15 protein-coding genes are annotated in these 23,415 nt (G+C 67.1%); 10 read left to right on the top strand and 5 right to left on the bottom strand.

Going from position 1 to position 23,415, the window contains the following annotated elements:
* Positions 1–39: 39 nt before the first annotated feature.
* The gene (locus tag NX1_RS03475; protein WP_169812172.1) at positions 40–3,291 is read left to right on the top strand and encodes an ATP-binding protein; all 3,252 of its coding nucleotides are present in this window, start codon (positions 40–42) and stop codon (positions 3,289–3,291) included.
* Between the two features lie 182 nt (positions 3,292–3,473).
* On the opposite strand, the gene NX1_RS03470 is transcribed toward NX1_RS03475, so the two are convergent.
* Together NX1_RS03470 and NX1_RS03465 are read right to left on the bottom strand one after the other, a co-directional pair.
* Positions 3,474–4,499 (bottom strand): alpha/beta fold hydrolase, encoded by a 1,026-nt coding sequence (locus NX1_RS03470; protein ID WP_068053502.1) that lies wholly within the window; start codon positions 4,497–4,499, stop codon positions 3,474–3,476.
* Between the two features lie 311 nt (positions 4,500–4,810).
* On the bottom strand, positions 4,811–5,821 hold the full coding sequence (locus NX1_RS03465) for a methyltransferase (RefSeq protein ID WP_068053497.1): 1,011 nt from the start codon (positions 5,819–5,821) through the stop codon (positions 4,811–4,813).
* 303 nt (positions 5,822–6,124) lie between these two features.
* On the opposite strand from NX1_RS03465, the gene NX1_RS03460 reads away from it, so the two are divergent.
* The 8 genes from NX1_RS03460 (at position 6,125) to NX1_RS03420 (ending at position 15,439) form a co-directional block, all read left to right on the top strand.
* Positions 6,125–7,369, top strand: coding sequence for a hypothetical protein (locus NX1_RS03460; RefSeq protein WP_068053493.1), 1,245 nt, complete (start codon positions 6,125–6,127; stop codon positions 7,367–7,369).
* 224 nt (positions 7,370–7,593) lie between these two features.
* Positions 7,594–8,631, top strand: coding sequence for a KH domain-containing protein (locus NX1_RS03455; protein ID WP_157119506.1), 1,038 nt, complete (start codon positions 7,594–7,596; stop codon positions 8,629–8,631).
* Entirely contained in the window at positions 8,628–10,436 is a 1,809-nt protein-coding gene (locus NX1_RS03450) for a vWA domain-containing protein (RefSeq protein ID WP_068053488.1), read from the top strand. The genes NX1_RS03455 and NX1_RS03450 overlap by 4 nt, the downstream gene beginning before the upstream one ends.
* Positions 10,429–12,261 (top strand): protein kinase domain-containing protein, encoded by a 1,833-nt coding sequence (locus NX1_RS03445; RefSeq protein ID WP_169812171.1) that lies wholly within the window; start codon positions 10,429–10,431, stop codon positions 12,259–12,261. The genes NX1_RS03450 and NX1_RS03445 overlap by 8 nt, the downstream gene beginning before the upstream one ends.
* A gap of 15 nt (positions 12,262–12,276) precedes the next feature.
* The gene (locus NX1_RS03440) at positions 12,277–13,005 is read left to right on the top strand and encodes an SAVMC3_10250 family protein (RefSeq protein ID WP_068053482.1); all 729 of its coding nucleotides are present in this window, start codon (positions 12,277–12,279) and stop codon (positions 13,003–13,005) included.
* 854 nt (positions 13,006–13,859) lie between these two features.
* Positions 13,860–14,327, top strand: coding sequence for a hypothetical protein (locus tag NX1_RS03430; protein ID WP_068053476.1), 468 nt, complete (start codon positions 13,860–13,862; stop codon positions 14,325–14,327).
* A 143-nt stretch (positions 14,328–14,470) separates the two neighbouring features.
* Entirely contained in the window at positions 14,471–14,719 is a 249-nt protein-coding gene (locus tag NX1_RS03425) for a hypothetical protein (protein ID WP_068053473.1), read from the top strand.
* A 342-nt stretch (positions 14,720–15,061) separates the two neighbouring features.
* Positions 15,062–15,439, top strand: a complete 378-nt coding sequence (locus NX1_RS03420; protein WP_245668300.1) for a VOC family protein — start codon at positions 15,062–15,064, stop codon at positions 15,437–15,439.
* Positions 15,440–15,510: 71 nt separating this feature from the next.
* Here NX1_RS03420 and ligA read toward each other — a convergent pair whose 3' ends face one another.
* A complete protein-coding gene (gene ligA, locus NX1_RS03415; RefSeq protein WP_068053467.1) occupies positions 15,511–17,502 on the bottom strand; it encodes an NAD-dependent DNA ligase LigA in 1,992 nt (663 codons plus the stop codon).
* Positions 17,503–17,660: 158 nt separating this feature from the next.
* On the opposite strand from ligA, the gene NX1_RS03410 reads away from it, so the two are divergent.
* Positions 17,661–18,248 carry a GNAT family N-acetyltransferase gene (locus NX1_RS03410; protein ID WP_084500920.1) on the top strand — a complete coding sequence of 196 codons (588 nt, stop codon included), beginning with the start codon at positions 17,661–17,663 and terminating at the stop codon, positions 18,246–18,248.
* A gap of 72 nt (positions 18,249–18,320) precedes the next feature.
* Here NX1_RS03410 and NX1_RS03405 read toward each other — a convergent pair whose 3' ends face one another.
* A complete protein-coding gene (locus NX1_RS03405; protein WP_068053464.1) occupies positions 18,321–18,551 on the bottom strand; it encodes a DUF6400 family protein in 231 nt (76 codons plus the stop codon).
* A gap of 437 nt (positions 18,552–18,988) precedes the next feature.
* Positions 18,989–23,122 (bottom strand): SMI1/KNR4 family protein, encoded by a 4,134-nt coding sequence (locus tag NX1_RS03400; RefSeq protein ID WP_068053461.1) that lies wholly within the window; start codon positions 23,120–23,122, stop codon positions 18,989–18,991.
* Between the last annotated feature and the right edge of the window lie 293 nt (positions 23,123–23,415).

Here is a 23,415-nt window from a genome sequence, read left to right as displayed (position 1 = left end):
GATTTCGCCGGTGGCCGGGGTTGGTAGGAGTGCTTGCGTGTGTGTCATGAGCCAAGGGTCGACGAGGGCGCTGGTGTGACGCTGGTGCGCGGCAGGTCCGACGACGACCGACCGGCAATCTCGGTGCTCGGTCAGCTGGAAGTGCGCGGCCCGGACGGCGCCCGCCTCACCATCGCGGCGCGCAAACACGCCGAGCTCTTGGTCATCCTCGCGGCGGAGCGCACCGCCCGCAGCGCACCCTATCTGTGCGAATTGCTCTGGCGAGGCAGGCCGCCGGAGAGCGCCCTCGTCACGCTCCAGGGCTACGTGTCACGGTTGCGCAGGACGCTGCGGCCGCTCCCCGAATTCCGGATCGAGACCAGCCCGAACGGCTATGTGCTTCGATGCGGCGGTTCCGGCACCGATCTCGACCTGCTCGACGTGCTGTCCAGGGACGCCCGCGCCGCGCACGCCGACGGTGACGTGGGGCGAGCAGTCGATCTGCTCGAACGCGCCTTGAGGCTGTGGCGCGGCGATGCGCTCTCCGATGTCGACGACGTCGCCGAACTCGCTCCGGAACGGGCGCGTCTGGCCGAGCTGCGGTCGGAACTCGTCGAGATGTGCGCCGAAGGCTTGATCGTGCTCGGCCGCGCCCGGCGCGCGGTCACACTGCTCACCGACGAATGCGAGCGGCATCCGCAGCGCGAAGGCACGGCACGGCTGCTGGCGCTGGCGCTGCGCGATTGCGGACGAATCTCGGAGGCTCTCGACGTCCTCGTTCGCTTGCGGCGCTCGCTGCGGGAGGACCTCGGGCTCGATCCCGCGCCCGACACCGTCCGGGTCGAGAGCGAGATCCGCAATCCGGCCCAATCTGCGGAGGCCCCGGCGGCGGGCCGACCGGCCCTCGTCGGACGTGACGACATCGCCGCTGTCCTGGACCGTGCCCGGAACCGGTCGTCGCAGGGCCTCGCCGTCGTGACGGTGCGCGGCGCGTCCGGCATCGGCAAGACGGCCGTCGTCGAGGACGCCCTACGACGCCACGGCGACGCGGCCTTCTTCACCGCGGGGATCAACGGGGCGGGATCCTCGGCGTTGGCGACGCTGATGCCGTGGCTGGATCAGGCCGCGCTGGCCGGACGCGCCGTGCCCGACATCCCTACACCGCGTGCGCTCGCCGCACTGTTCGCCGACGTGGCGCGGGAGACCGGGCGAATGGTCGCGGTCATCGATGACGTGCAGTGGGCCGATCCCGATTCGGTTCGGATGATCGCGGGGGCCCTGCGGGTGCTGCGTGCCCATTCCGTCCTGCTGTTTCTCACGATTCGCCCGGAGCCGCTCCCGGCCGAGGTGGACGCCGCGGTGCGGTTGCTCCAGTCCGCCGGTACGCATGTCGCGGTGGACCTGTCGCCGCTGTCGGATGCGGCGGTGGACGAGCTGGTGCGCGCCGATCTCGGTTCGGTCGGTCCCGAGGTGCGCGCCCAGATCATCGAATTGAGCGCGGGCAGTCCGTTCGTCGCGGCACAGCTGTGCGATCTCGTCCGGACGGGCCGCCCCTTGGACGTCAGGGGCTCGGCTCCCGAGATCACGACGGCGAAGCTGGCCGCGGTTTCGCCTTCGGCGCGCGCGCTCGCTGAGGTGCTGGCCGTGATCGGTGCGCGCGCGTCGATCGGACTGGCCGCCGCCGCCGACGGCGCGCCAGGATTCGACGATCGGATCGCTGAACTCGTCGCCGCACGGGTCGTCTCGCTCGAGGACGGCGCGGTCGCCTTCGAACACGACCTCGTGCGCGATGCCGTACTCGCCACGATCGGCGAAGTGCGGACGGCGTTGCTGCACAAGCGGATCGCGGACACGCTGGCCGACGTGCGACCGGGTGCGCTCGCGGCCCAGGCGCGACATCGCAGCGCCGCCGCCCTCGATTCGCTGGATTCCGCTGCCGCGCATGCCTGTTCGGTCGCGGCGCGAGACGCGTTGCGGCGGGACGCGCCCACCGAATGCGCCGAACTCGCCGCGCGCGGAGTGCGGCACGCGGATCCAGGTGACGCGGAGTCGCTGATCGAGTTGGATTGGCTTGCGGGACAAGCGCATCACCGTCTCGGCCACTTCGACGCGGCCGCCGAGTGTTTCGACCGGGCCGGTCGGCGCTGCGCCGAACGCCGAGACTGGTCGGGTCTGGCGCGGACCGCGCTGCTGGCCGCACCGCGTGGCGTGGCCGGCTACTTCTCCGGATACGGTGTGGTGCAAGCGGGTTCGTCGGTGCTGCGGGCTCAGGCACTGGCGCACCGCCTCGATCTGGACTCCGAACTGGTCGCCGAGGCGGAAGCGATCGAGGCCGCGGACCGAGCAATCCACGGTCTCGCGGGCGATTTCGATGCGCTGGCCGAGGCGCGGGCGCGCTGCGCACCCGGCAGCCGATCGTGGCCCCAGGTGCTGCTGGCCGAGTTCCTGTGCACCTGGAGTCCGACAACCGTCGCCGACCGGCGCAAGATCGCCGAGGAACTGGAGGAACTCGCGGGCCACGACCGTACGGCGCGGGCGACGGCGGTCCATCTGCGCCGCGTCTGCGCCCTCGAGGCGGGCGATATGCGGCTGGTCCGCCGGCTGTCGGCCGAGTTCGCCCGGCTCGCCTCCACCGGCGACATCGATCTCGCGGCCACCCAGCTGTGGTGGCAGGTGATGCTGGCCGTGCTGCGCGGCGACTATGAGCAGTCGCAGGCGCTGATGACACGTTTCGCCGACGATCTGGCCGCGGTCGACGATCACGCCCGGCTGCTCGCCGAGGCCTCCGCGCTGACGAGCCATTCGATCGAGCTGTGGCATCGCGGACGTCTCGGCGAGGTACTCGCCGAGGTGGACCGTATGGCTCAGGACTTCGACGAGGATTTCGCGCTGGTGGTCGCGATGGCCGCGGCGGAGATCGGCGATCACGAGCGCGCGCTCTCGTCGATCGAGTCGGTCATCGCCCTGCCGGGGAGGTTGCACGGTCCGCGTCTGGCCGTGCGTGTGCCACTGCTGATCGAGGCGTTGCTCGCGGTCGGTCAGCGCGCGCCGCGGCAGCGTGACCGGGTGGCCGAGTTCACCGCCGAACTCGAACCGTTCACCCAGGGGTGGGGCGAGACGTTGCTCGTGCAATGGCCGGGACTGGTGTGTCTCGGGCCGTCCGGACTCTATCGCGGCACCGCGCGCGGAATTCTCGGGCTTCCTGGCGCGCGCGACGAGGTGATCGCCGCGCGGCACCGGGCGCGCGTGCTCGGGGCCCGGCCATACGAGGCGCGCGCGGCGGACCGCCTGACGCGGTGGCCGTTCGGATGATATGCCTTCTGCGCGTGAGCATTCCAGCACACAACCGCACAGCGATGCCGTGGTCGATCACCGACATCCCTGCCGCTCATCTGCTGACGTCTTGCTGACGCCGACGGCATGAGCGGACGTTCGCGCCCTCCGATCAGCACCGGCTCGGGGCAGTACGGCGCCCCAAGTCGAGCAGGGATGCCTCATCGGTCGAGGAAGCGCTCTAGTTCCGCGGTGACGAACTCGGGGTTCTCCTCGACGAGCCAGTGTCCCGCGCGCGGCACATCCGCGGCTTGAACGATATTGGTCATGCGCGGGGACACGGTGGCTCGGACGGCGTCGAGTTGTCCTTGGGCGGTCATGAGAAGGGCCGGAACATCTATCGGTGCGGCCTCGATGGTGTCGCGGACGTCTTCGTCGAGGGCGCGATAGAGCTCGAAGCCGCCCGCCAAGATCTCGGGTCTGCTGTAAGTGCGTGCGAATTCGTCGATCTCGGCGTCGGTGAACGGGGATCGGTCCGATGTGCCGCCGAAAGCCGTTCCCTGATAAGCGACTTGGGGGTAGAACAGGGCCAGGTACTCGCGGACGTCGTCGCCGACGACGGTTTCGGGAACCCGCCGCTGAGTGTGGAAAGCGATGTGCCAGCTCAGTGAGCGGTAGGTGGGCGCATCGATCGCGGGCCCCGGCAGTGGCAGGTCGAGGTAGCCGAGGCGTGCGGTGTCGGCGGGAAACTGAGCGGCGTAATGGAATGCGACGGCGGCCCCGAAGTCGTGGCCGATGACGCGGGCGTCGCGCACTCCGAGCCGGTCGGCGATGACGGTGTGCACGTATCGCGCGAGGGTGGCCTTGTCGTAGCCGGTGGGTGAGCCGGTGCTGTCGCCTAGTCCGGGAAGGTCGACGGCATAGACGGTGTGGTGTTCGGCGAGTGCGGGCATGATCGGCCACCAGCCGTACCAGGTCTGCGGCCAGCCGTGGATCAGGACGACGGGCGTACCGCTGCCACCGGTCACGTAGTGCATACGGACGCCGTCGACGTCGGCGAACTCGTGCCGGAAAGTGTTCTCGAACGCGGGATCGCCCTTGGTAGCGGCGGCGTAAGGATCGACGTGGGGAGTGGTAGTGGAGCAGGCTGCGGCCCCCATCGTGAGCAGGAGCGTGAGCGCGACGGTCGCCGCCGTACGCCCGAATCGGAGGAAGCGGCGCGAAAACGGCCGGAATGCGGTGATCATGTGTTCCTTTGCCGGACAAGCGGTCAGCGGCCGGTCGTGCCGTCGATCGGTTCGCGGAGGACAGGGCGGCGGCGGGGCGTCGCGGCGCTCGCGGCGGCGCGTGGTGGTGGGCATCCAGACTCCTTCTGTCGGAACGCGTTCAGTCTCGCCAGTCGCACCACGATCTGGCACGCAATCTTGCTGTTCCGGCAAGATGGGCTCATGCTTCTCATCCTGTTCGGCCTGCAAGGCGTGCGATCCCACATACGCGCCGACCCGCCTCGGTGAACCCCAGCGAAGACTCCACCCAGTGCGGCGGCGCCGTTATCCCCTCACCGGTTTGCGGCGAGCTGGAATTCGAGAAGGCAGCGTTGGTCGGTCAGGTCGATGACAGTGTCGAGGATCAATCCGTGTTCGGCGGCGAGCGTGCGGAATTCGTCGATCCTGCGCTCGCGGCCGCCGTAGATCACGAGCATGGACAGGTCCATCTCGGTGATGGCGCGGCGTCGTCCTACCGGTTCGATGACGAGGACACGGCCGGTTGGCCGAGCGGCTTCGACGCATCGAGCGAGGATGCGGTGGGTGTGCTCGTCATCCCAGTCGTGGAGGATGTCGGACAGCAAGTAGGCGTCCGCTCCCGCCGGGAGTGCGTCGAAGAAGCTGCCCGCGGTCACTTCGGTTCGGGCGTCGAGACCGCGGGCGCTGAATGTGTGGCGGGCCTCGTCGTCGGTCGGTGCGAGATCCACGAGGTGGCCGTGCATCCGGGGGTGGGCTGTCAGGATCGCGGCGAGCAGGGCTCCTCTGCCGCCGCCGACGTCGACGATGGTGGTGAATCGGGACCAATCGAAACCGGTGACGATCCGCGGGATCTGCTCTTGCAACCGCAGGATCATCTGCTGGTCGAAAGACGTACGCAGATGCGGGTTTCCGGCGAGGTCTGCCCAGAAGTCCTGCCCGTAGCGGCGTGGATAGGCTGCTTGGCCGGTGGTGATGCTGTGGGCCAGTTCGACGAACGCCAGCTCGGCGCGACCGGCCGCGGAATCCAGGTGCAGGAGGATATTGGTGAAGCCGTTGCCTGCATCGGCGCACAGGTTCGCTCCGAACTCGGTGGTTCGGTAGCCGGCGGAGGTCGGCTCTACGATTCCGAGGGTCGTGAGATGACCAAGCAGTAGATCGAGCGCGACCGGTGAAACATTGAGTTCGACCGCGAGTTGAGCGGCCTCGGCGCCGTTGCCGACGAGCCGGTCCGGCAGACCGAGGGTCACCGCAACCCGCAGCGCCATCGGTGTCGCCAGACTGGCCATGCGACGGAGCGCGTCCGCATCTTTGTCGTTGTCTCCCATCGAGTTCCACTGTGGCATGCCCGGACGAACCGGGCCTGGAGATCTCGGATGGCACTCAGCCGGCATTTCTCATCCGGGGTGGTGCGCGAAGCGAAATGTGTAACAGCACACACCTTTCTGGGCGATCATGGGTATGTGCTTGCGACCTTGACCAGGATTGGGGCAACACGGCAGCGGTTCGAGAAGGCTTTCGCGGTGTATGGCGTAGAGCCGGATGCTATGACGAAGGCATTCCAAACCGTACGGGACGTTCGGGTTACGGCAGTCTCGGGGGAGTCGTCGTTGTTCACGGCCGGGATTCCAATGACGTGGCTCGGCACCCGCCCTGCGCGCGACGACACGTACGACCTGCTGGCTCGCAATCTTCGGCAACTGGCCGAACTCGCCAGGACGAGAGGGGGCGTGCTCGTTGCGCCCGGCGTCGGCACAGCGAGGAATCCGGCCGTACTGGCAGGCGATACACACGTCCTCGAGGTGCTTTCCTCGGTGGAGCAGGAAGTACTGTGTAACCTCCTTCGCACCCAGGTGCCCGCGCTGATCGCGCTGTTCGGTCGTGGGATCACCGTGGCGGGCGCACCACGGGACCGAATCGGTTCACGCTGGCTGGCCGGGTCGCGTTCACATCTCGCGACCCGGTTCCTCGCCTCGACCGCACCCGAGCACCTCGACAGGGTCAAAGCGGAGCTCCGCCGCCGCGACGGCGTGGCTTTGCTCGACCGCATGGATGTCTATCCCACCCGTGATCCGGACGGCACGATGACGGTGGTCGTACGGTGTCTGGACAGTGCTGCCACGCTGGCGGGCGTTCGCGCGCAGGCGTTGCTTTTGGCGGCCTTCGCAATGCAGGCACGGCGTATGGTTCGCGATGGCCGACGGGTCGGAAACGCACCACAGCGGATGTTGGAGGACAACCGGGCGCGGGCGGTGGCCGACGGTCTCCGCGCTCGACTCGCGGTGGACGACAAGAAGTCCGCGCCCCGCAGCCGAGCCGGCGCAACGGCACAGACGGATCGGCAAAGTGGTGGTCGTGCCGAGCCGACGATGCGGCCGGTGCGGGACGCCGCGCGCGCCGCGATCCGCGCCGCGGCCGTCGAACTGCGAAATCTGGACGCTGATGCCGCGGAACTGGCCCCTGTCCTGCTTCCGCTGGATCTCCCAGATCTCGGAGTCAAACGCAGGGTGACAGAGATCGACTTGTTGACCCGCTGGGCGGCCGGTGGCGACAACGAGCTACTCGGTCGCTGTCTCGAGGCGTTGACCGATCCCACGGTCGGCGGCCCATTGTTGGCGTGGTCCAACGACGACGTGCCGGGTCAGACCTCGATAGTGTTGGGCTCGTGGCGAACTCGCATCGCGCAGGCGCAGCCGGAGCAAGCGGGCGGTGGCCAGCGCGGGCCGAACAGAAGGCCCCGAGCTCAACACCAGGAACAGCGCGGCGGCGCCCGATCGGAACGTCGGTCCGGCGGTCCGGTGAACAACGGGCGAGGTAACTCGCACGGGCAGCACGGCAATCGGCGGCGCGGCAACGGGGGGAAGGACGAAACGTGAGCGAAGCCGTCGAGTTGGTGCTCGATCTCAGTGGCCTCGGCAGTGCGCCGAGCACACCGGACGAGTTCGCGAATCTGTGGGACGAACTCGAGCCCGCGTTGTACGGCCGGGATCTCCGAGGGCGTCGGATACATAGTTTCGACGGTCCGGATGGCGAAGTCCGGCTCGAAGTCGTGCGGGTGCCCGCCACGGTGGGAATGATCAACCGAGACACCGTATTCGCAGTGGTCGCGGTGCGCGAGCGCGCACGCTTGAACTATCGGTGTAAGCACTGCCGAGCGACCGGTGAGTCGCGCTACGCGCCGTTCGTCTGCTCTGCCTGCCCGTCCGACACCAAGGACAACCGGGTCTGCGATCAGCACGTGGTGATCCTGGACGGCGCACTGACACCGACATGTCATGACCACCGTCCGCACTGCCAGGAATGTGCCGAACCGGCGGTCTTTCGCTGCGCCGGAAAAGGGTGCAGGCATGACAAGGCTTGGTGCGCGCGCCATCGTCGGCAACATCCTCGCGATCCCGACATCAGCTATTGCCCTTCCTGTTTCGACGTGACGTTTCCTCGTTGCGAGCATCCGCGCTGCACCGATATCGGGACGGTGCGCTGCGAACACGTTTCGCGCGAGTTCCGCCGGTGTGACAAGCGCATGTGCACCAGGCACGCGGCGCGCTGGCAGGTGTTCGGGGGTGAGCGGATGGGGCTCGGTCTGTGCGCGAGGCATTCGCAGGTCGTCGGGCTGACCGCGGATGAGGTCATCTTCCGGATCATCGCGGGCGCCGCCGGAGGCCGCCGAAAGGAACGGTTGCCCAGTTTGCAGGGGTTCGCCCACACGTTGCGCCGGTGCCGCCACGTGGATCTGGCCATCGATTACCCCCGCATTCACCGAATGCTCAGTACCGAGGCCAACGCGCTGCGAAACAACAAACAAGCGGCTACCGCCCTCGAACGCGCGCGCCCGGATTGGGACCGGCAGCTGACCGCTCTTCACGATGTCTCCCGGGAAGGAACGCGTCTGGTGGAGCGGCTCAAAGGATTGGTGATCGAGAAGAACGCACGCTCCGGTCACGAGGTCGCGGCGGCCATAGAACTGGCCGAGTACAAGGCCCCGAGCAGTCGGGGTGGGATTACGCGGCCCGGGATGCTGTTCGTCAAGGTGCCGCAGCACCTGCGCGGTCTGTTCATCGGAACAGGCGGCCAGGCGATCCGGCACTACTCGGAGGTACTGGGGGTCAAGGTGCAGATCGAAGGGGGCCGCCGGTGACCGGTGTCATCGATTCGTCCTCCCATCAGCTGGTGGTGGTGCCCGCAGGAGGTCCGATCGCAGGAAGTCGCATCGGGCTGCCCAAGGGCGCCGCCGCAGGCCCCGGCCTGTTGCAGGTACGGGCTGGTGAAGAGCTGGTCCAGGTCGCGGTTCGCGCCGTCGAACTCGAGCAGGTGCCGCCGGGATACGCCGCGATAGCCGACGACCTCGCCTCTGCGTGGGATATCGAGGTCTACGCGGGCCATACCGCGTGGCGTTTCGACTCGGTGAACCCGCAGGCAGTACGCAGAATCGTGCTCGAGCTGCCGACCGAACTCGATCCCGCCGACGCGGCTCGCGGGATAGTGAACGCGCGACTGGCGGGTTCGCTGCTGTGGGTGTCCGACGACAGGGCGGAACTGTTCGTCCCGGTCGACGGTGTGCCGCATCGCGTGCGAGAGATCGACCTCGGCGGCCAGCGCACCGGGCTCGCCTGCCTGACCACGAACACGGCCGTCGAGTTGTACGCGTCCTCGGTGCGGGCCGGGGTGGACATCGTAGTGCTCGCCGACGTCAGCAACTCGATGACTGTGGACGACATTCCAGCCGAGATCGAGAGCGCGAGACGTTTCGGCTCCCGCCAGAGTTGGATCACCCGGATAGATGCCCTCAAACGCGCGCTGCACGAACTGCTGGAAATCCGACTTCAGGTTTCAGGAAGGGTATCCCGTCTCGCTCTGCTCGAATTCAACGAGCGGGTGCAGCACAAGTTTCCGCGTGGCGGTGGAATGGCGCAGCTGGACGGTAGTTCGCCGGAAGAAGTGGTGACCGAGTTCCGGCATGCGGTGGCCTTGCTGCGGCCGTCGGGTGCCACCGCGATCGGCAACGCCGTGCACGAAGCGGCGAATCTGCTGTACCAGCACGGACGCGCAGGCAACGAAAAGCTCATCGTGTTGGTGAGTGACGGGGCGAATTGGACCCCTAAGGGCGAGCAGGCGACCGGCGAGATGGTGCAGACGGTGGAGGAACCGGTGAGCCTGGTCGCCCATCTTCATCGCGATGTCGGTATCCGGTTGCACGCCATCGGAATAAGTACCGCGGAGATGTTCTACCGTCGGGCGGCGTACGAGCCCAATGAGACGATCGTGCCCAACCACGCCCTGCTGGAGGAATTGGTCAAAGTCGGTGGTGGTGACCCGACCACCGTGGGTGGCTTGGACGTCCTCGCGGACTATTTCGCCGGACTCGGCGGGGGCATGACACACCGGGTCGGCGAACGGCTCACCGAGCCGTCCCGTCCGGGACCGCTGCCGGAACGGACGCTCGCGGCACTCGCCCGTCTGCGCACCGCCGGCGCGGTCGAATGGGATTCACGCCGCGACGAACTGCGCGACCTGCTCTTCGATCTGGTCATGAAATGCAACGGCGAAGGCAAACGGATCTACGGTCGGCCCGCGTGGCTGGACCTGGATCTGCAACGCCTGATGAGCCGTGAATTCGGAGAGCCGATCGACGATCTCGGAAGGTTCGTCGTCAGCGTCGCCCGTGTGCTGCGGGGCAAGCAGACCGAGCCGCCGTTCAGGTCGTTGCGGAGTTTTCTCGATCGGCTCGAGCAGTCCGGGGCCGAATACGGAGCGCTCACAGGCTTGCTCGGAGCCGTGGTGGACTCGCCATCCGGTGCGCAGGTTCTCGTCATGCAGCGCGTGCACGAGCTGATAGGCGAAATGCATTCCGTCCTGGCGGCAATGCAGCCCACGGCCGCCGAGAACGAGCCCGAACCGTCCGCCCGCCCGCCCGCCAAGTCCAGGTTCACCTATCGTGACTGAGCAGGAGCCGTTCCGAGCAGTTGATATCCAGCCCGGATATTGTGTCGGCGATTCCGACAATCCAGACGAGTACCGACTGGAAGCTTCGGTCGGCGGTGGCGGTGAGGGTGCGGTGTGGTTGGCGACGACCTACCGGCGCAATGGAGAAAAGTTCCGGTGGGCCGTCAAGATACTGAACGCCGAGCACCTGGAAGCAGGGCACAACGAGTCCGCGGCGGACGCACTCGAGCGTTGGTATCTACGCGCCCGCGGTTCGTTACACGAGACCGGCCAAGTTCGGCGGGAGGTACCCGGCGTGGAAGGGGCGATCGACGTCTTCCGCGGTGCTCGCCCGCATCCACCCGGGGAACCCGGGGATGTCCGCACGCTGTATGTCGTTTCACCGTGGATCGACGGTGTCGATCTGACCAAATGGCTCAAGCGCAATCCCACATTCGCCCAAGTGTGCGACGTGGCCGCAAAGCTGGCCGCCATCGTCGACGGGATCGCCGACAGCCGAGCCGAACTCGTCCACCGGGATATCTCGCCCGCGAACGTGATGATCGATCCCGAGTCGGGAAAAGTGTCCCTGATCGACTTCACCTTCGCGGTCCCCACTCGCAGCGGGCCGGTCACCGCTATCGAGAACAAGGGATACACGGCTCCCGAGGCACGCAACGGCCACGGCAGCGCCGCCGCCGACCGGTATTCCTTCGGGGGAGTCGTGTTCTTCCTGCTCACCGGCCGGCGACCGGAACCGGCCGCTGCTCAGAGCGAAAGCTACGCCCAGCTCGTCAGGGCTAGCTTCCCTGTCGAGGTCGCTGCCCATGTCGCCGCGCTGTTGTCGGCGAGCCCGGCCGACCGGCCGACTTCTCTGCGGCGCTGGGCATCCGAGCTCGCCGAGTTGGGGGCGCGTACTCCGACGGGCCTGCGATATACGGATCTCGACCTGACAGTGGACGGTTACCGGACGACGACGATCACCGCGCTGGGAAATTCGGGGCTTTCGCGGGCCCGGCTCGGACCCGGTGCCCTACCGGCTCTGGTACCTGATGCGGAGGGCCCACTCAGCCCCGTCGTGGTTCGTTCGACGACGGACGGCCGCGGCGACACCGTGGATTTCGTCATCGACAAGGGTGGGCGAATCATGTTCGGCCGCAACGGCTCTTGGCGGGACGCGGGCCGTGCGGCGGCAGGTGCGGGACTGGCTGTCGTGCGGTCCGCCACAGGTTCGGTGATGGCCTTCGTAGTAGACCCCGCCCACGATCGCCTGTCCACGATGGATGTCGCCGACGACGGCACGATTCGCCGCGCCACCGCAGGGCCGTATGCAAGGCGCGTGCTCGCGGCGACGATCGACCACACCGGGACTCCATTGGTGGCCACGGTGTCCACCGATGGCGAGTTGATGATCGTCGCCGGAGAAGATTGCGTCCACCTCGGATCGGGTGAAGTTCATTCGGCCGCGGTCTGTTCGAACCCTTTCGGCGAACCGGTCTGCTTCGCCGCGATGGCGGGTTCCCGTGAACTGGCGGCCTACGAACAGCGGTACGGGCATTGGCTGCCGACCGGCACGATCACCGCGCCGGGAAATGTCGAAGAGGTCGCCTGTGTCGGACAGCGAGACGGCATCACCCTGGTAGCGGCGTGCGCCGACGGATTGTGGGTCGCCGCCCAGCCCAACGGTAGCCGGCACGACTGGCAGCAACTGTCACACCAACACTGTCAGCGGGTCGCGGTGAAGGTCGGCGCTGCGTGGCGGCTGCAACTCGCCGCAATCGCGGACGGGCAAGTCTTCGTCGCGACCGAGGGCTTCGGTCGATGGTCTACCACCCCCATAGCGTGAGGAAACGGAGCGACTGTGTACCACGAGTTCGTATACCTGTCCGGAGACAAGGTTCAGCAGTTCGTACCAGCGAAAGCTTGGTGGTGGCAACGATTGCGAGCGAAGAAGGCCGGTGCGGCGCTGAAAGTCAGTCCTGTCGAGGCATCACTCGAAGTCGAGCCGTCCGAGATCGGCGGTGACGAGCGGAAACTGCGGAAGCTCATCGAGTACCTCGAAGAGTCGGGCCGTTGCTACACCGACTGGGGCGTAGGCCCTGGCGAATGGGTCATGTTCGAAGGGCGCATCGGGCTTGCCCACGTCGAGTCTCCACCCGGCCGTGGCGGTGTGCTTTTCTGCGAGGCGGAGCAGGCGGAGGTCACGACGCCGCGCATCTTGCTGCACGGCTCGGGCCGCCACCTCATGGCAGCGGGCCGATCGACGCCACATGACGGCGAGACCGAGACGCAGGGTGGATACTCACTGCCCACCGGAGCCGTAGACCTCATCGACAAACTCACAGGATCGGGGACCGAACAGCGAAGTCGAGACTTCTGGCAGTTCTTCGGGCGCTCGGACAACCAGAGCCACGATTTCGAGCGCAAACTGTCGACGTTCTTTCAGGAAGTGGCCTGCACGGCGGAATTCCGTGACTTCGCGCCCTACCTCGGTGGCCACGCCAGGGTCACCGCCGTCGTCCGTCCGCCGCAACTGCCGTTCCCGGTGGTCTTGGCCTCCCCGTTGTATGTGCGCTACGAGCGCCCTTGATCAGGGCTGCCTCGCCACAGCCTCAACTCTGTAACGTGTTGCGACACAGCTTCGGATACATCCCCCGTAATCAACCACGACTACGTTCGGAGCTCGGTATGCGAATCTCGGTTCGAGCAATAATCGTGTGCTTGGCAGCTCCCGTTGTGGCGGTCGCCGTCACGGGGATTGGCACCGGAACGGCCGTCGCGGAGCCCGGTTGCTCAGGATCGATGAACGGTCCGTGGGCTTACAACGGGAACTGTCAAGGCGGCGGGGGCAGCTACCGACTCGAGATCGACTGCGTGGGATACGATTTCACTGCCTTTCCGCCGATCCTCGGCCAGTACACGACGCGCGAAGACCTGCCTCTCGGAAAGGCGGGTACGGTGGCTTGCTTCGGCCCCAACTGGTCGAGCGCCGGTTGGGGGATGGGTGCGCGCATCTTCCGGCTCTGAGTGCCGGAGCACGCCGGACCCGGCTGGGTAGCGGGACGGCCGTACAAGTCGAGCCGAGATCTCGGCTCGATCGCCGGAGGACACGGTCCCGATCGCGCCGAGCCTTGCGTCGGCATGCGCCGGAGATCATGATTCATCGATAGGAAAATAGCGCGCACATCGAGGCGGTCCGCGGTCCGGAGCTTTTCGGGCCGGCGGTGCCAGGGGCCGGTGCGAGCGCACTTCACGGCCTGCCCGAACACCTCGAAGAGCACCTCGTTCGGATCGTCCTCACCTCCTGGCTTTGAACCAGTGCCGTCGATGCCGACGGGAGCAACCCACCCGCCCAGACGCACAACTGCCGCGGATTCGACGCCCGAGCGCGGGCCTGAACCCGCCAACCCTGCGGCGGTCATCTCTCGAACGAAGGAGCAAACAATGTCCACCATCCACTTCAAGGAGACGACGAGTTCGACACCGGAGCAGTTCGTGGCGGCGCTCACCGATTTCGGGCCTGGTCGCTCGCAGCTGTTCGGCAACAGCACCGACAAGTATCTCGAGGTACACGACCGGGGCCAACGGGAGGCCGACGTCACGGAGGGCTCGCGCGGCATCTGGGAACGCCTGCACTACGACTGGTCAGACCCCAACCGTGTCGTCATGACGACCACCGACTCGAACTTGTGGGGCGGCCACTCGGGTCACACATACACCTTCATGCGCAGGCCTGATGGGACGACCGACGTGGATGTCGTGGTGGTACGCGAGGGTAAGAACCTCAGGGGAAAGATTCTCGGAGCCGTGGTCGGGACCGTTGGCAGCCGCGTTTTGAAACAGGCCTTCGAAAAGACTGTGAAAGCTATCGAAGCCCGCGACAACGGTGGGGGAACGGCCGAACGGACGTAACGAACCGCTCCACCGAGGGGCACCGCTCGGCTGGGTCGAGCACTGTGCGGTCGTCCGCAGAGAGAAGTGCGACTACCACCGGGCGAGCGGGGCTCGCCCATTACGGTCGATGGACGCTCTACCGTGTCCTGCGAGCGCTGGGCGTGACAGCCGTGCTGCTGGTGGCCCTGATCGCGCTCGCACCCCTGGCGTTGGCGACGCTGCGGCACAACGAGTGCGCCTCGATCCCCGAGGACGTCGGCTACTGGGGCCGGCTGGTCAGGCTACTCGGACCTGAGCTGGCCTCGGCTGACATCGCGCTGGCGATCGTCGCAGCTGTGGTCTTGGTCGCCGTTGTCGCGCTGCGGTTGCGGCGCAGCCGGCTCCAGGGCGGCTACTCGCCCGGGATGTGACGTCGGTTTCGCCGATACGCCTTTCCGTCTCCGCGTGCTCGCGCGGCAACCGATCTTGTTGGCCGGGGCGACTTGGTGGAGTGGCCCGCGGCCACCGGGATTGCGACTCTGCCCGGTGGTGCGGGCCGCCCGGTAAGGAAACGCGGCGGCAGCGAACCCGTGGCGGTGTGGCGCCCATAACCGCTGGTGGTGGCGTGGCACGATGTGGCTTCTGGCGGGTCCGAGGGCGCAATTCGTAGCACACCGCATCCCACCGATCGACCGTGAAAGCAGGCAGCGTTCATGACCAATCCCGATCTGCCGGCCCCTGACCAGGGTCTACTGGTAACGCACTTTTTGACCGTGTCCGATGTGGGCCGCTCCCGGAGGTTCTACGCCGACATCTTCGACGGGCGGGTGGTGCTCGAAGAGAACCCGTGCATCGTCAAAGTCGCGAACAGCTGGATCATCATGAACCCCGGCGGTGGACCCACCCCCGACAAACCCGATATCGTCCTGCGTCCGCCCGAGCCCTCCGATACCGTTTCGGCGTTCCTCAACGTGCGCGTAGCCGACATCGCCGCCTTCTATTCCGCCGCGCGCCGCAAGGGTGCGGAGTTCCTCACCGAGCCCCTCGACCGCAAAGCCGAAATTCGCTGCTACCTGCGTGATCCGGACGGATACCTCATCGAAATCGGCCAAGCCACCGGCATGCTCCAAGGTATCTTCGCCGACCGCTGAATTTCAGCGGTGCCGCCTCGTTGGTCGGGGCGACCCTTCGAGCGGCACCGCCTGGTCCGGGCATCGGCCGCCTAGACGACTTTGGCGGCGATCAGCAGATTCCAGATCTCGCCCTGGTCGACGACCTCGACGCCGAGTTTCTCCGCCTTGGTCAGCTTGCTCTCGCCGACTCCCGCGCCGGTGATGAGCATGTCGGTGTTCGCCGATACCGAGGAGGCCGACGTTGCGCCCGCTTTCTCGCACAGGCGTTGGAACGTCGGGCGGGCGACCTTCTCGCCGGAGCGTGGGTCGCTGATAGCGCCGGTGATGACCACCGTCTTGCCTTCGAGGGGCGCGCCGGCCGCGACGACCGGAGGAAGGTCCTCCTCGCGGACGTCCAGGGAGACGCCCGCCTCGCGCAGCCGCTCCAGTTCCGGACGCAGGCGGGTGAGGTGCGCGACCAGGGAGGCGGCGACCTTCGGTCCGATATCCTCCACCGCTACGAGCCGTTCTTCGCCCGCGTCGGCGACCTCCTCCAGGGAGCGGAAGCCCGCCCGCGCCAGGCGCGCGGCGGTGCCGTCGGACGCCATCGGGATCGCCAGGCCGATCAGGGCGCGGCGCAAGCCGACCTGGCGGCTGGCATCGATCGAGTCGATCATGCGCGCGGCCGAGACCTCGCCGATGCGGTCGAACTCGAGCAGGCGTTCCTTCGTCAGCGTGTAGAAGTCCGACGGGCGCTCCAGGATGCCCGCTTCGGCCAGGCGTTCGATCCACACCTGCCCGATGGCGTCGATGTCCGCCGCCGCCCGCGACGCCCAGTGGATCAGTCTGCGCACCGTCTGCGCGGGGCAGGAGACGTTGGTGCAGAACAGTTCTCGGCTGTTGCCTTGCTCGGTCACCGGCTCCGCGCACGAAGGGCAGGCGGTGGGCGGCACGATCTCGCGCTCTTCGCCCGTGCGTTTGGAGGCGTCGAGCACGCCCGCGACGAACGGGATCACGTCGCCCGCGCGGCGCACCAGGACCGTGTCACCGATCTTGATGTCGCGGGCGCGGATCACCTCTTGGTTGGCCAGTGTGGCCTTCGTGACCGTCGTGCCGCCCACGAACACCGGCTCCAGCCACGCGACCGGGACGATCTTGCCTGTCTTGCCGACATCCCAGACCACGTCGGCCAGCAACGTGGTCTTCTCCTCGGCGGCGAACTTGAACGCCAGCGCGCCGCGTGGGGAGTTCGACCGAGTCCCGGCCGCCGCGTAGGCATCGCGGTCGGCCAGCCGCAGTACCGCGCCGTCGAGGTCGTAGTCCAGCTCGTTGCGACCTTGCTCGATCGCGGCGATCGCCGCCTGCGCCCGCTCGGCGTCGGCGCAGAGCCGCATCTGGGCACCCGCGACCCCCAGGGCCCGCAGCCCCTCTTCGAGGTCGACCGCAGCGTCGCCGGCGGTGGTGTCCAGGTCGAAGCCGAAGAATTGCAGGCGGCGCTCGGAGACCGTGGCCGGGTCTTTCGCCCGCAGCGTGCCCGCCGCGGCGTTACGCGGATTGATCAGCGGCTTGTCCGGATGCGCCGTGTTGTAGGCGAGGAAGGTCGAACGCAGCATCACCGCCTCGCCGCGCACCTCCACCCGCCCCGGGAGGTCGATACGCTCGGGTACACCATCGACCAACGCCCGGACCAGCACGGTCACGTCGTCACCTGTGGTGCCATCACCCCGGGTCACGGCACGCGCCAGCCGCCCGTCCTCGAAGACCAAGGCCAGAGACAAGCCGTCGAGCTTCGGCATCACCACCACCGGCTGGCCAGGAAAGCGGTCGAAGAACGCCGCGACCTGCTCGGGCTTGGTCGCCTTCTCGAGCGACAGCATCGGACGCGAGTGCCGGATCGGGGCGTGCAGCACCGCGGGCGCGCCGACCTGCTCCAGCGGATTCGGGTCGGGCGTGAGATCGGGGTGCGCCTCGATCAGGCCACGCAGCTCGTCCTCGAGCGTGTCGTACTCGGCGTCCGCGACCAGCGGCGAGCCCTGGTAGTAGGCGTCGCGCAGCGCCACGATGCGGTCAGCGAGCTCTTGGATACGTTCCCCAGTTTCCACAGCACCCGACGCTACCGACACCCACCGACACCTGGGTGGAGGGGCAACGTCGAGCGCCGTTCGTTCTGCTCATACCTCGTGGGCTGACCGGATTCCGCTCTGCTCGCGCAGACGTTATTGCGATGCCGCATATCGGACCAAGCTGCCAACCTCCCAGGATGAACACCGAGAAATCAGCCGCGCTCGCGCCCGGTATCGCGCCGCCTCAGCGGATCGACCTGGGCGATCTTCTGCTGCGTCGTTGGCAGCCCGAGGACCTGGTGCCACGATTCGACGCGATAACCGCCTCCTTCGACCACCTCCGTCCATGGATGGACTGGCTGGCCGAACCCGCGACACTCGAGCAGCAACGCGCCTTCGGCGACGCGATGGCGGCGAGCTGGCCGAGCCCGGACGGAAGTTGCAACTACGGAATCTTCGATGCCGAGGGGACCGTACTCGGTGCGATCGGAATCCACGACGGCGTCGGCCCGCGTGCATTGGAAATCGGCTACTGGTGCCATGTCGCGCATACCGGCCGAGGCGTGATCACGCGTTCGGTCGCCGCGCTGACCCGAATCGCGTTAGCCCTACCCGGCATCGACCACGTCGAAATTCACTGCGACGAAGCCAACGTTCGCAGCGCCGCGGTCCCTCGCCGACTCGGATACCGGCTCGACAGGGTCGAACCACGCGAGATCCGCGCGCCTGCGGAATCGGGCCGAGGCATGTTCTGGGTCGAAGACCGCCAGGGCAAGGAGGTGTGAGCGGATTGTGTTGCAGCCGACTGGCTTGTGCCGGGACAGGCGGTGGTTCAGAGGCTGTGCTCGGCGGTGAGATCAGTCGGCAAAATTGCGGATCGTCCGATCCGGCAGGACCCCGGCCTGGACGAGTTCGTCGTAGATCCGCTGCTGTTCGTCATCGAGATTCGAGTACAGCATGTCGTATGCCAGCTCTTCCTCGGCGAGCACCGCCACCGGATCCCAGTCGTCGCCGAGCGCCGTGACGACGGCGCTGCGCCGTCGTACCTCGTCCAGCGTGAGGTCGTAAGCAAAATTGTGGTCAGCCATGTGGGCGTCTCCAACCGGGTTCTTTCCGATAACGAATTGATGACGATGCCCAAACCTGGGTTTCCGGGCAATGATGTGCATCACATTTCGTCGTCGGACTTCGTCACATTTGATGCCTGCGCGGGGATTGGACGACGGAGTAGACGCGTCCACATATAGTCGCTACGGCATGTCCCCGCTAATCCGGCTCAGCGACGCTATATCGCCACGTCGCCAACAGAGCGATTCGCCAATGGTCTTCGCTGGTGGTGGGGTGCTGTTGTCGGCCACCCCGATGCTTTTTTGGCCGAAACGAACACCCCGCACCGATCGAGCCCGAAGTCGAAACGTCTTGTGGCCGAAAGCGTGTGGATACGAGGATCTAGTTCGGCCTTGTGGGCATCTTCCACCGTGCGCCGAACTCAGCGGACGCCGCGCGAGCTGCTCGGCTGCCCGCGTCAGCCGACGGTCTCCCGATATCCGCTCTTCTGTTTGGCGGCGATCGTCCTCGCGGCTTGGGCGGCGGCCTTGGCCGGGTCGCCGCAGCGTTTGGTGCTGACGGTGCCCACGGTGCCTTCTTTACCGTGCCGGGTGGCGACGGTATCGAGAGCGGGATCGGTGACGATCTCCCAGAACTTGGTGCCGTGCGGCCCTGCGGCCTCGAAGGACCGGCGGATGAGATCGAGGCTGCGCCGCTGGCCGCCGAAGAGCATCGTGGTTTCGGGCGCGGCCTGTTCGAGGTGGTCGGCGAATCGGCTGAGGAACGAGGTCGCGAGAATCCAGGACAGCGACCGCTCCCACCACGACTTGGCCGGATGCCGACCCAGGTGCGCGAAGACGCGGTCGTCGGAACTCGGTGAGACATCGGAGAATACGGTGTCGATCGTGCCGTCGAGGCTCACCACCAGCGCGCTCATGGCCGACAGCACGGGGTCCCATTGGAGTTGCTGTTCACCGCGCAGCGTGGCCACGTAATCCTTCCCGAGTTTGCGCATTCGCGTGCGTTCCCGCCGTACCTCGTCGGGCCCGAGAAGCCTCAGACCGCTCTCTCCGATACGCCACTCGGCGTAGCCGATGTGTTCCCACAGGGTGCGCAGGTTCGCGGGCAGTGGTGCCGCGAGCTCGGTTTCGAGGGCATCGATGTCCTCCTGCGTGGCGGGCGCGCCTATTTCCACCCCGAACCCGTGCAGACCTGGCGAATGCGCGGAGAATCCCTGCGCCGCCAAGTATTCGGCGATGTCACCGAGCGCGGCGACGTGCCAGGCCGGGTCTCGACTGTCGTCGCGGATGCGTGCGCGGACCCATTCCGCGACGGTCAGTTCGTCGCGTACTCGATAGCCGTCCCAGCTCACCCACTCCAGGCAGGACAGCCGCGCACCGTCGCGGTACAGCTCCAGCTCCCGGCGTTCATGAGTGGCCGCGAGCGCCGCGTCCACCGCGAACAGGTGCGGGTGGAAGGCCATCAGGCGCTCGCTGTCGCCATCGGGGCGGTGAAAAGTGCGCATGATCGCCGCCCGACCGGGTAGATACCAGGGGTCGGATTCAGCGTATTTCGCCGCCGCGCAAGTGGCTTTCATTCGGGCGAAGGCGTTTTCGGCGGAATCCTCGTCGGTGAAGGTGAGGCCTACCGTGTCGAAGCGGCCGTTGTTGACGCCCCACCGATAGACGAGTCGATTGCGATAGCGCACCAATTCGACGAATTCTTTGCCCGAAGCCGTCCACAGCAGCGCGCGCTCGGATTGCTCGCGCGCATCACCGAGGAATCCCTGCATCCCGCCATGGTCGATCCGACTCGGCTGGAAGGGGTTGTCGGACATGCCGAAACCGTCGAAGGCGTGAATATCACCCTCCGAGTCGAGGAACCACACCTCACCCGTGGCCCGGTCGGTGAGCAGGCGTCGCCGCACGGTGGTGCCGGCCAAGGTCCCGAGTTCGTCGTCGCTGATCCGAGCGAGCGGCCGCCCCGCGGCACGTGCTCGCTCACCCTTGTCGAGTAGGGCGCGCCGCGCCGAATCGGCCTGCCCCGACAGCACGTCGGCAAGGCGGGCTTGCATGTCGTCCGAGGTGAGTGGATCGGTCCACCTCCGTCCTCGGGCCAGACTGTCGGGCTCGACGGCGTCGGCCGCGATGGATTCCCAACCGGCGTAGGCGGTTCGGACCAGGTCGTACTCGTCGGCTTCCAACGCGGCCACGATGCCGACGCCCAGCGCGTACTTGAATACCCGATGTTCGGTCTCGTCCGGCGGGGTGGCCCAGGCGCTGATCTCGCGCAGCAGTTCGACTCTGGGCCATCGCTGCCCGACGTGATCGGCGAGGGCGTTGGCGTAGTGCGCGGCAGCACGATAGTCACGCCGATCGCGCAACCGCCGCATGACATCTCGGTGTACCGTCGCCGAGAAGATTTCGCCGAGTGCGTTTCCCATCCGCCAGATGCTGCGTCGTTCGGTGAACAGCCGCTCGATCAACGCCGTGCGCGCGACTTCGGAGTCCAGGTTCCGTACCGCTGAATACAGGTTGGCGACTACGTCTTCGAGCTGATCGTCCACCGTCTGCCCGTGGCTCAGTACCGTGCTCTGCACCGGGTCGGAGTCGGCATAGCGCCGTCCGTAGTCGTCGAGTGCGGCGATGAGGAAGTCCTGCGCGCCGGGGTGCCGGAAGCGATACAGCTGATGGCCCGCGGCATTGCGGGCGCTTATTCCGGGATGGGTCACAATGGTGTCGATCATGGCGGCCGCGGCCCGTACGGCCTGCTCGGGTGACGCCCGCCGTAGCACACTTTGCTTCTCGCTCGAATCGAAGAGCTGCTGCCACAGCGCTTCGACCGTACTGGCCGGTGCGGGAAGGGCCGCCAGCCGCAGCAGTTCATCGAACACCGGCGGATGATGCGCCACCGGGCGCAGTACGAGGCAGACGGCCTTCTTCAGTTCGTCGTTGTGCATCTCGGCGAGGATGTCGGAGGCGTCCGGCTCCGGTGTGTGCTCGAGCAGCCGCAGGAGCACTCGAACGAAGGCGCTGTCCGGGGAGTCCACCCGCAACCCCTTGACCACGCGGGTGCGCACCTCGGCGGGCAGGTGCTGGATACCGGTGGCGGCGAGCGCTGCCCGATCGGGATGCGCACTGCCGAGCATGGCGCCCAGCGCCCATTCGATCACCTCGGCGGGCGATTCATCGATGTCCGCGCGCAGCAGAACGCGTTGCGCGACAAGCTCGCTCAGCTCGGCGTTTTCGATCTCGGCGAGGACGGCGGCGTGGTCGTCCCCGGCAGCGCGCAAGCGCTCCAGGTAGGCGGACGATGTCTGAGCGTCGGCCCAGCGAAGGTCGAGCTCCGCGCGAGTCAGCACCGGTTCGGTCGCACACAGTTCGTGGGCACGCCGCAGGGCGGTCAGGCACGGCCTGCTGTACGGGTCTTTGCCGAGCAGGTCCGCGGCCGCCGCGGCGAGCGCCGCGCCGTCGCGCACCAGCGGCGTCGCAACGGACAGGGCCCACCCGCGGATCGACCATGTGCAGGTGGATGCGGGTAGCAAACGCACGAGGGTGTCCGCGGCCGGGCTGTGATCGCGTCCCGCCCGCCGGTCCGCTTCGGCGCGCAGCAGTGCCGTTCCCGTGGTGACAGGCATGCGATCCAGGGCGGCGCTGACCTGCTCGGCGGAGAGCGTTCCGGTGTCGAGGCCGTGAACGATCCAGGTCGCCCGGCCGAGCGGCAGGTGCTCCGGTGCCATCTCCATGGCCGTGAGCGCGGCTGACACACGCGCTTCTTCGTCGACGGCGAGGTACTGCTGTATCAGCGAACGGCGGACGCGGAACTCGGGCACGGACGCCACATCGCCGTCGATCGACAGCGGGCCGAAGACCTCGGCGAAGGCGTTCAGCAGATCGGGACGCTCCTCGGCACGGCCGATCTCGGCGAGTACGCGGGTGCGATCGTCCTCCTGCGCGAGCACGGCGGTGTGCAGCAGCCAATAGATGGCCAGATGCGGATCACGGTGCAACAGAGGCAATTCCACCTCGAACACCTTCCTGGCGCCGGTATCGCTCCACAGGTGCGTGAAGTGCCCGGCGGCGTTGGAGGCCAGGTCGTCAGCGCACTGCATGGCCTTTCCGTCGCGCAGCAACGGCTGTGCCAGCAGCCACATCAGCCACTGATAGCGCTCCGCCAGTTCGGCGCTGGCCGGGGCGGGCTCGGAATCCGCGGCGGGCGACGGCGGACGGAAGGAGTCGCGAATATCGAATCTCGACCGCTCGTCCTCGTCGTTCGCCTCGGCGCGCTCGAGCTCGTCCCGGTAGGCCAGCCAGTCGTCGAGCGAGTCGAACCACAGTTCCAGTTCCCGGGTTTCGTGACTCTGCCACCACACCCGGCCACTGCCGCGCAGATCCAGCAGCGTGTAGTCGTCCCCTTCGTCGTCGATGACGACGAAGCCGCTCAGCGATTTATCGATCGCTCCGAAGTACGGGTAGTTGATCGCCAAGTGGGCGTCCACGAGCGGGCCGCGATCGCCCACCCAATACTCGAGCAGCCGATTGTCGATGGCGTCGGCCACGCGAGCGGGAACGGGCACGCCGAAGTAGCGGCTGGCCGGCTGGTGCAGATCCATGGGTTCTCTCTGGTCTCGAAATGTGCTGTGCCGGTACGGAAGACGATCCGGTCCGAGGCGGCTCGTCAGCCGGTGGCGGATGGCGGGCACACCGTCCAGATCGTTTGGTTCGGGACGCTACCGTTCGGCTGTGACAAGAACGAAACCGCGCTTGTCGCCGATGGCAATGTACGGATTTCCAGAATTCCGTGGCAGGGATTCGGTCTGGCCGACGCGGCTATCCTCGCGCGAGGAGCCGAGCAACTGGTAGCCGCTCGGCGCCTCCGTTCGGCAGGGCCGCGGTGGCAAGCCGG

Source organism: Nocardia xishanensis NBRC 101358, from assembly GCF_001613365.1.
In the GTDB taxonomy this organism is placed as follows: domain Bacteria; phylum Actinomycetota; class Actinomycetes; order Mycobacteriales; family Mycobacteriaceae; genus Nocardia; species Nocardia xishanensis.
Note: the sequence above shows the minus strand (reverse complement) of the source record. Positions and strands in the feature narration are given on the sequence as shown.

Bases quoted from the DNA above. Each gene is read 5' to 3' on its own strand.
- NX1_RS03430 (WP_068053476.1), top strand. From the start codon at position 13,860: ATGTCCACCATCCACTTCAAGGAGACGACGAGTTCGACACCGGAGCAG.
- NX1_RS03465 (WP_068053497.1), bottom strand. From the start codon at position 5,821: ATGGGAGACAACGACAAAGATGCGGACGCGCTCCGTCGCATGGCCAGT.
- NX1_RS03405 (WP_068053464.1), bottom strand. From the start codon at position 18,551: ATGGCTGACCACAATTTTGCTTACGACCTCACGCTGGACGAGGTACGA.
- NX1_RS03400 (WP_068053461.1), bottom strand. From the start codon at position 23,122: ATGGATCTGCACCAGCCGGCCAGCCGCTACTTCGGCGTGCCCGTTCCC.
- NX1_RS03470 (WP_068053502.1), bottom strand. From the start codon at position 4,499: ATGATCACCGCATTCCGGCCGTTTTCGCGCCGCTTCCTCCGATTCGGG.
- NX1_RS03410 (WP_084500920.1), top strand. From the start codon at position 17,661: ATGAACACCGAGAAATCAGCCGCGCTCGCGCCCGGTATCGCGCCGCCT.
- NX1_RS03460 (WP_068053493.1), top strand. From the start codon at position 6,125: ATGACGTGGCTCGGCACCCGCCCTGCGCGCGACGACACGTACGACCTG.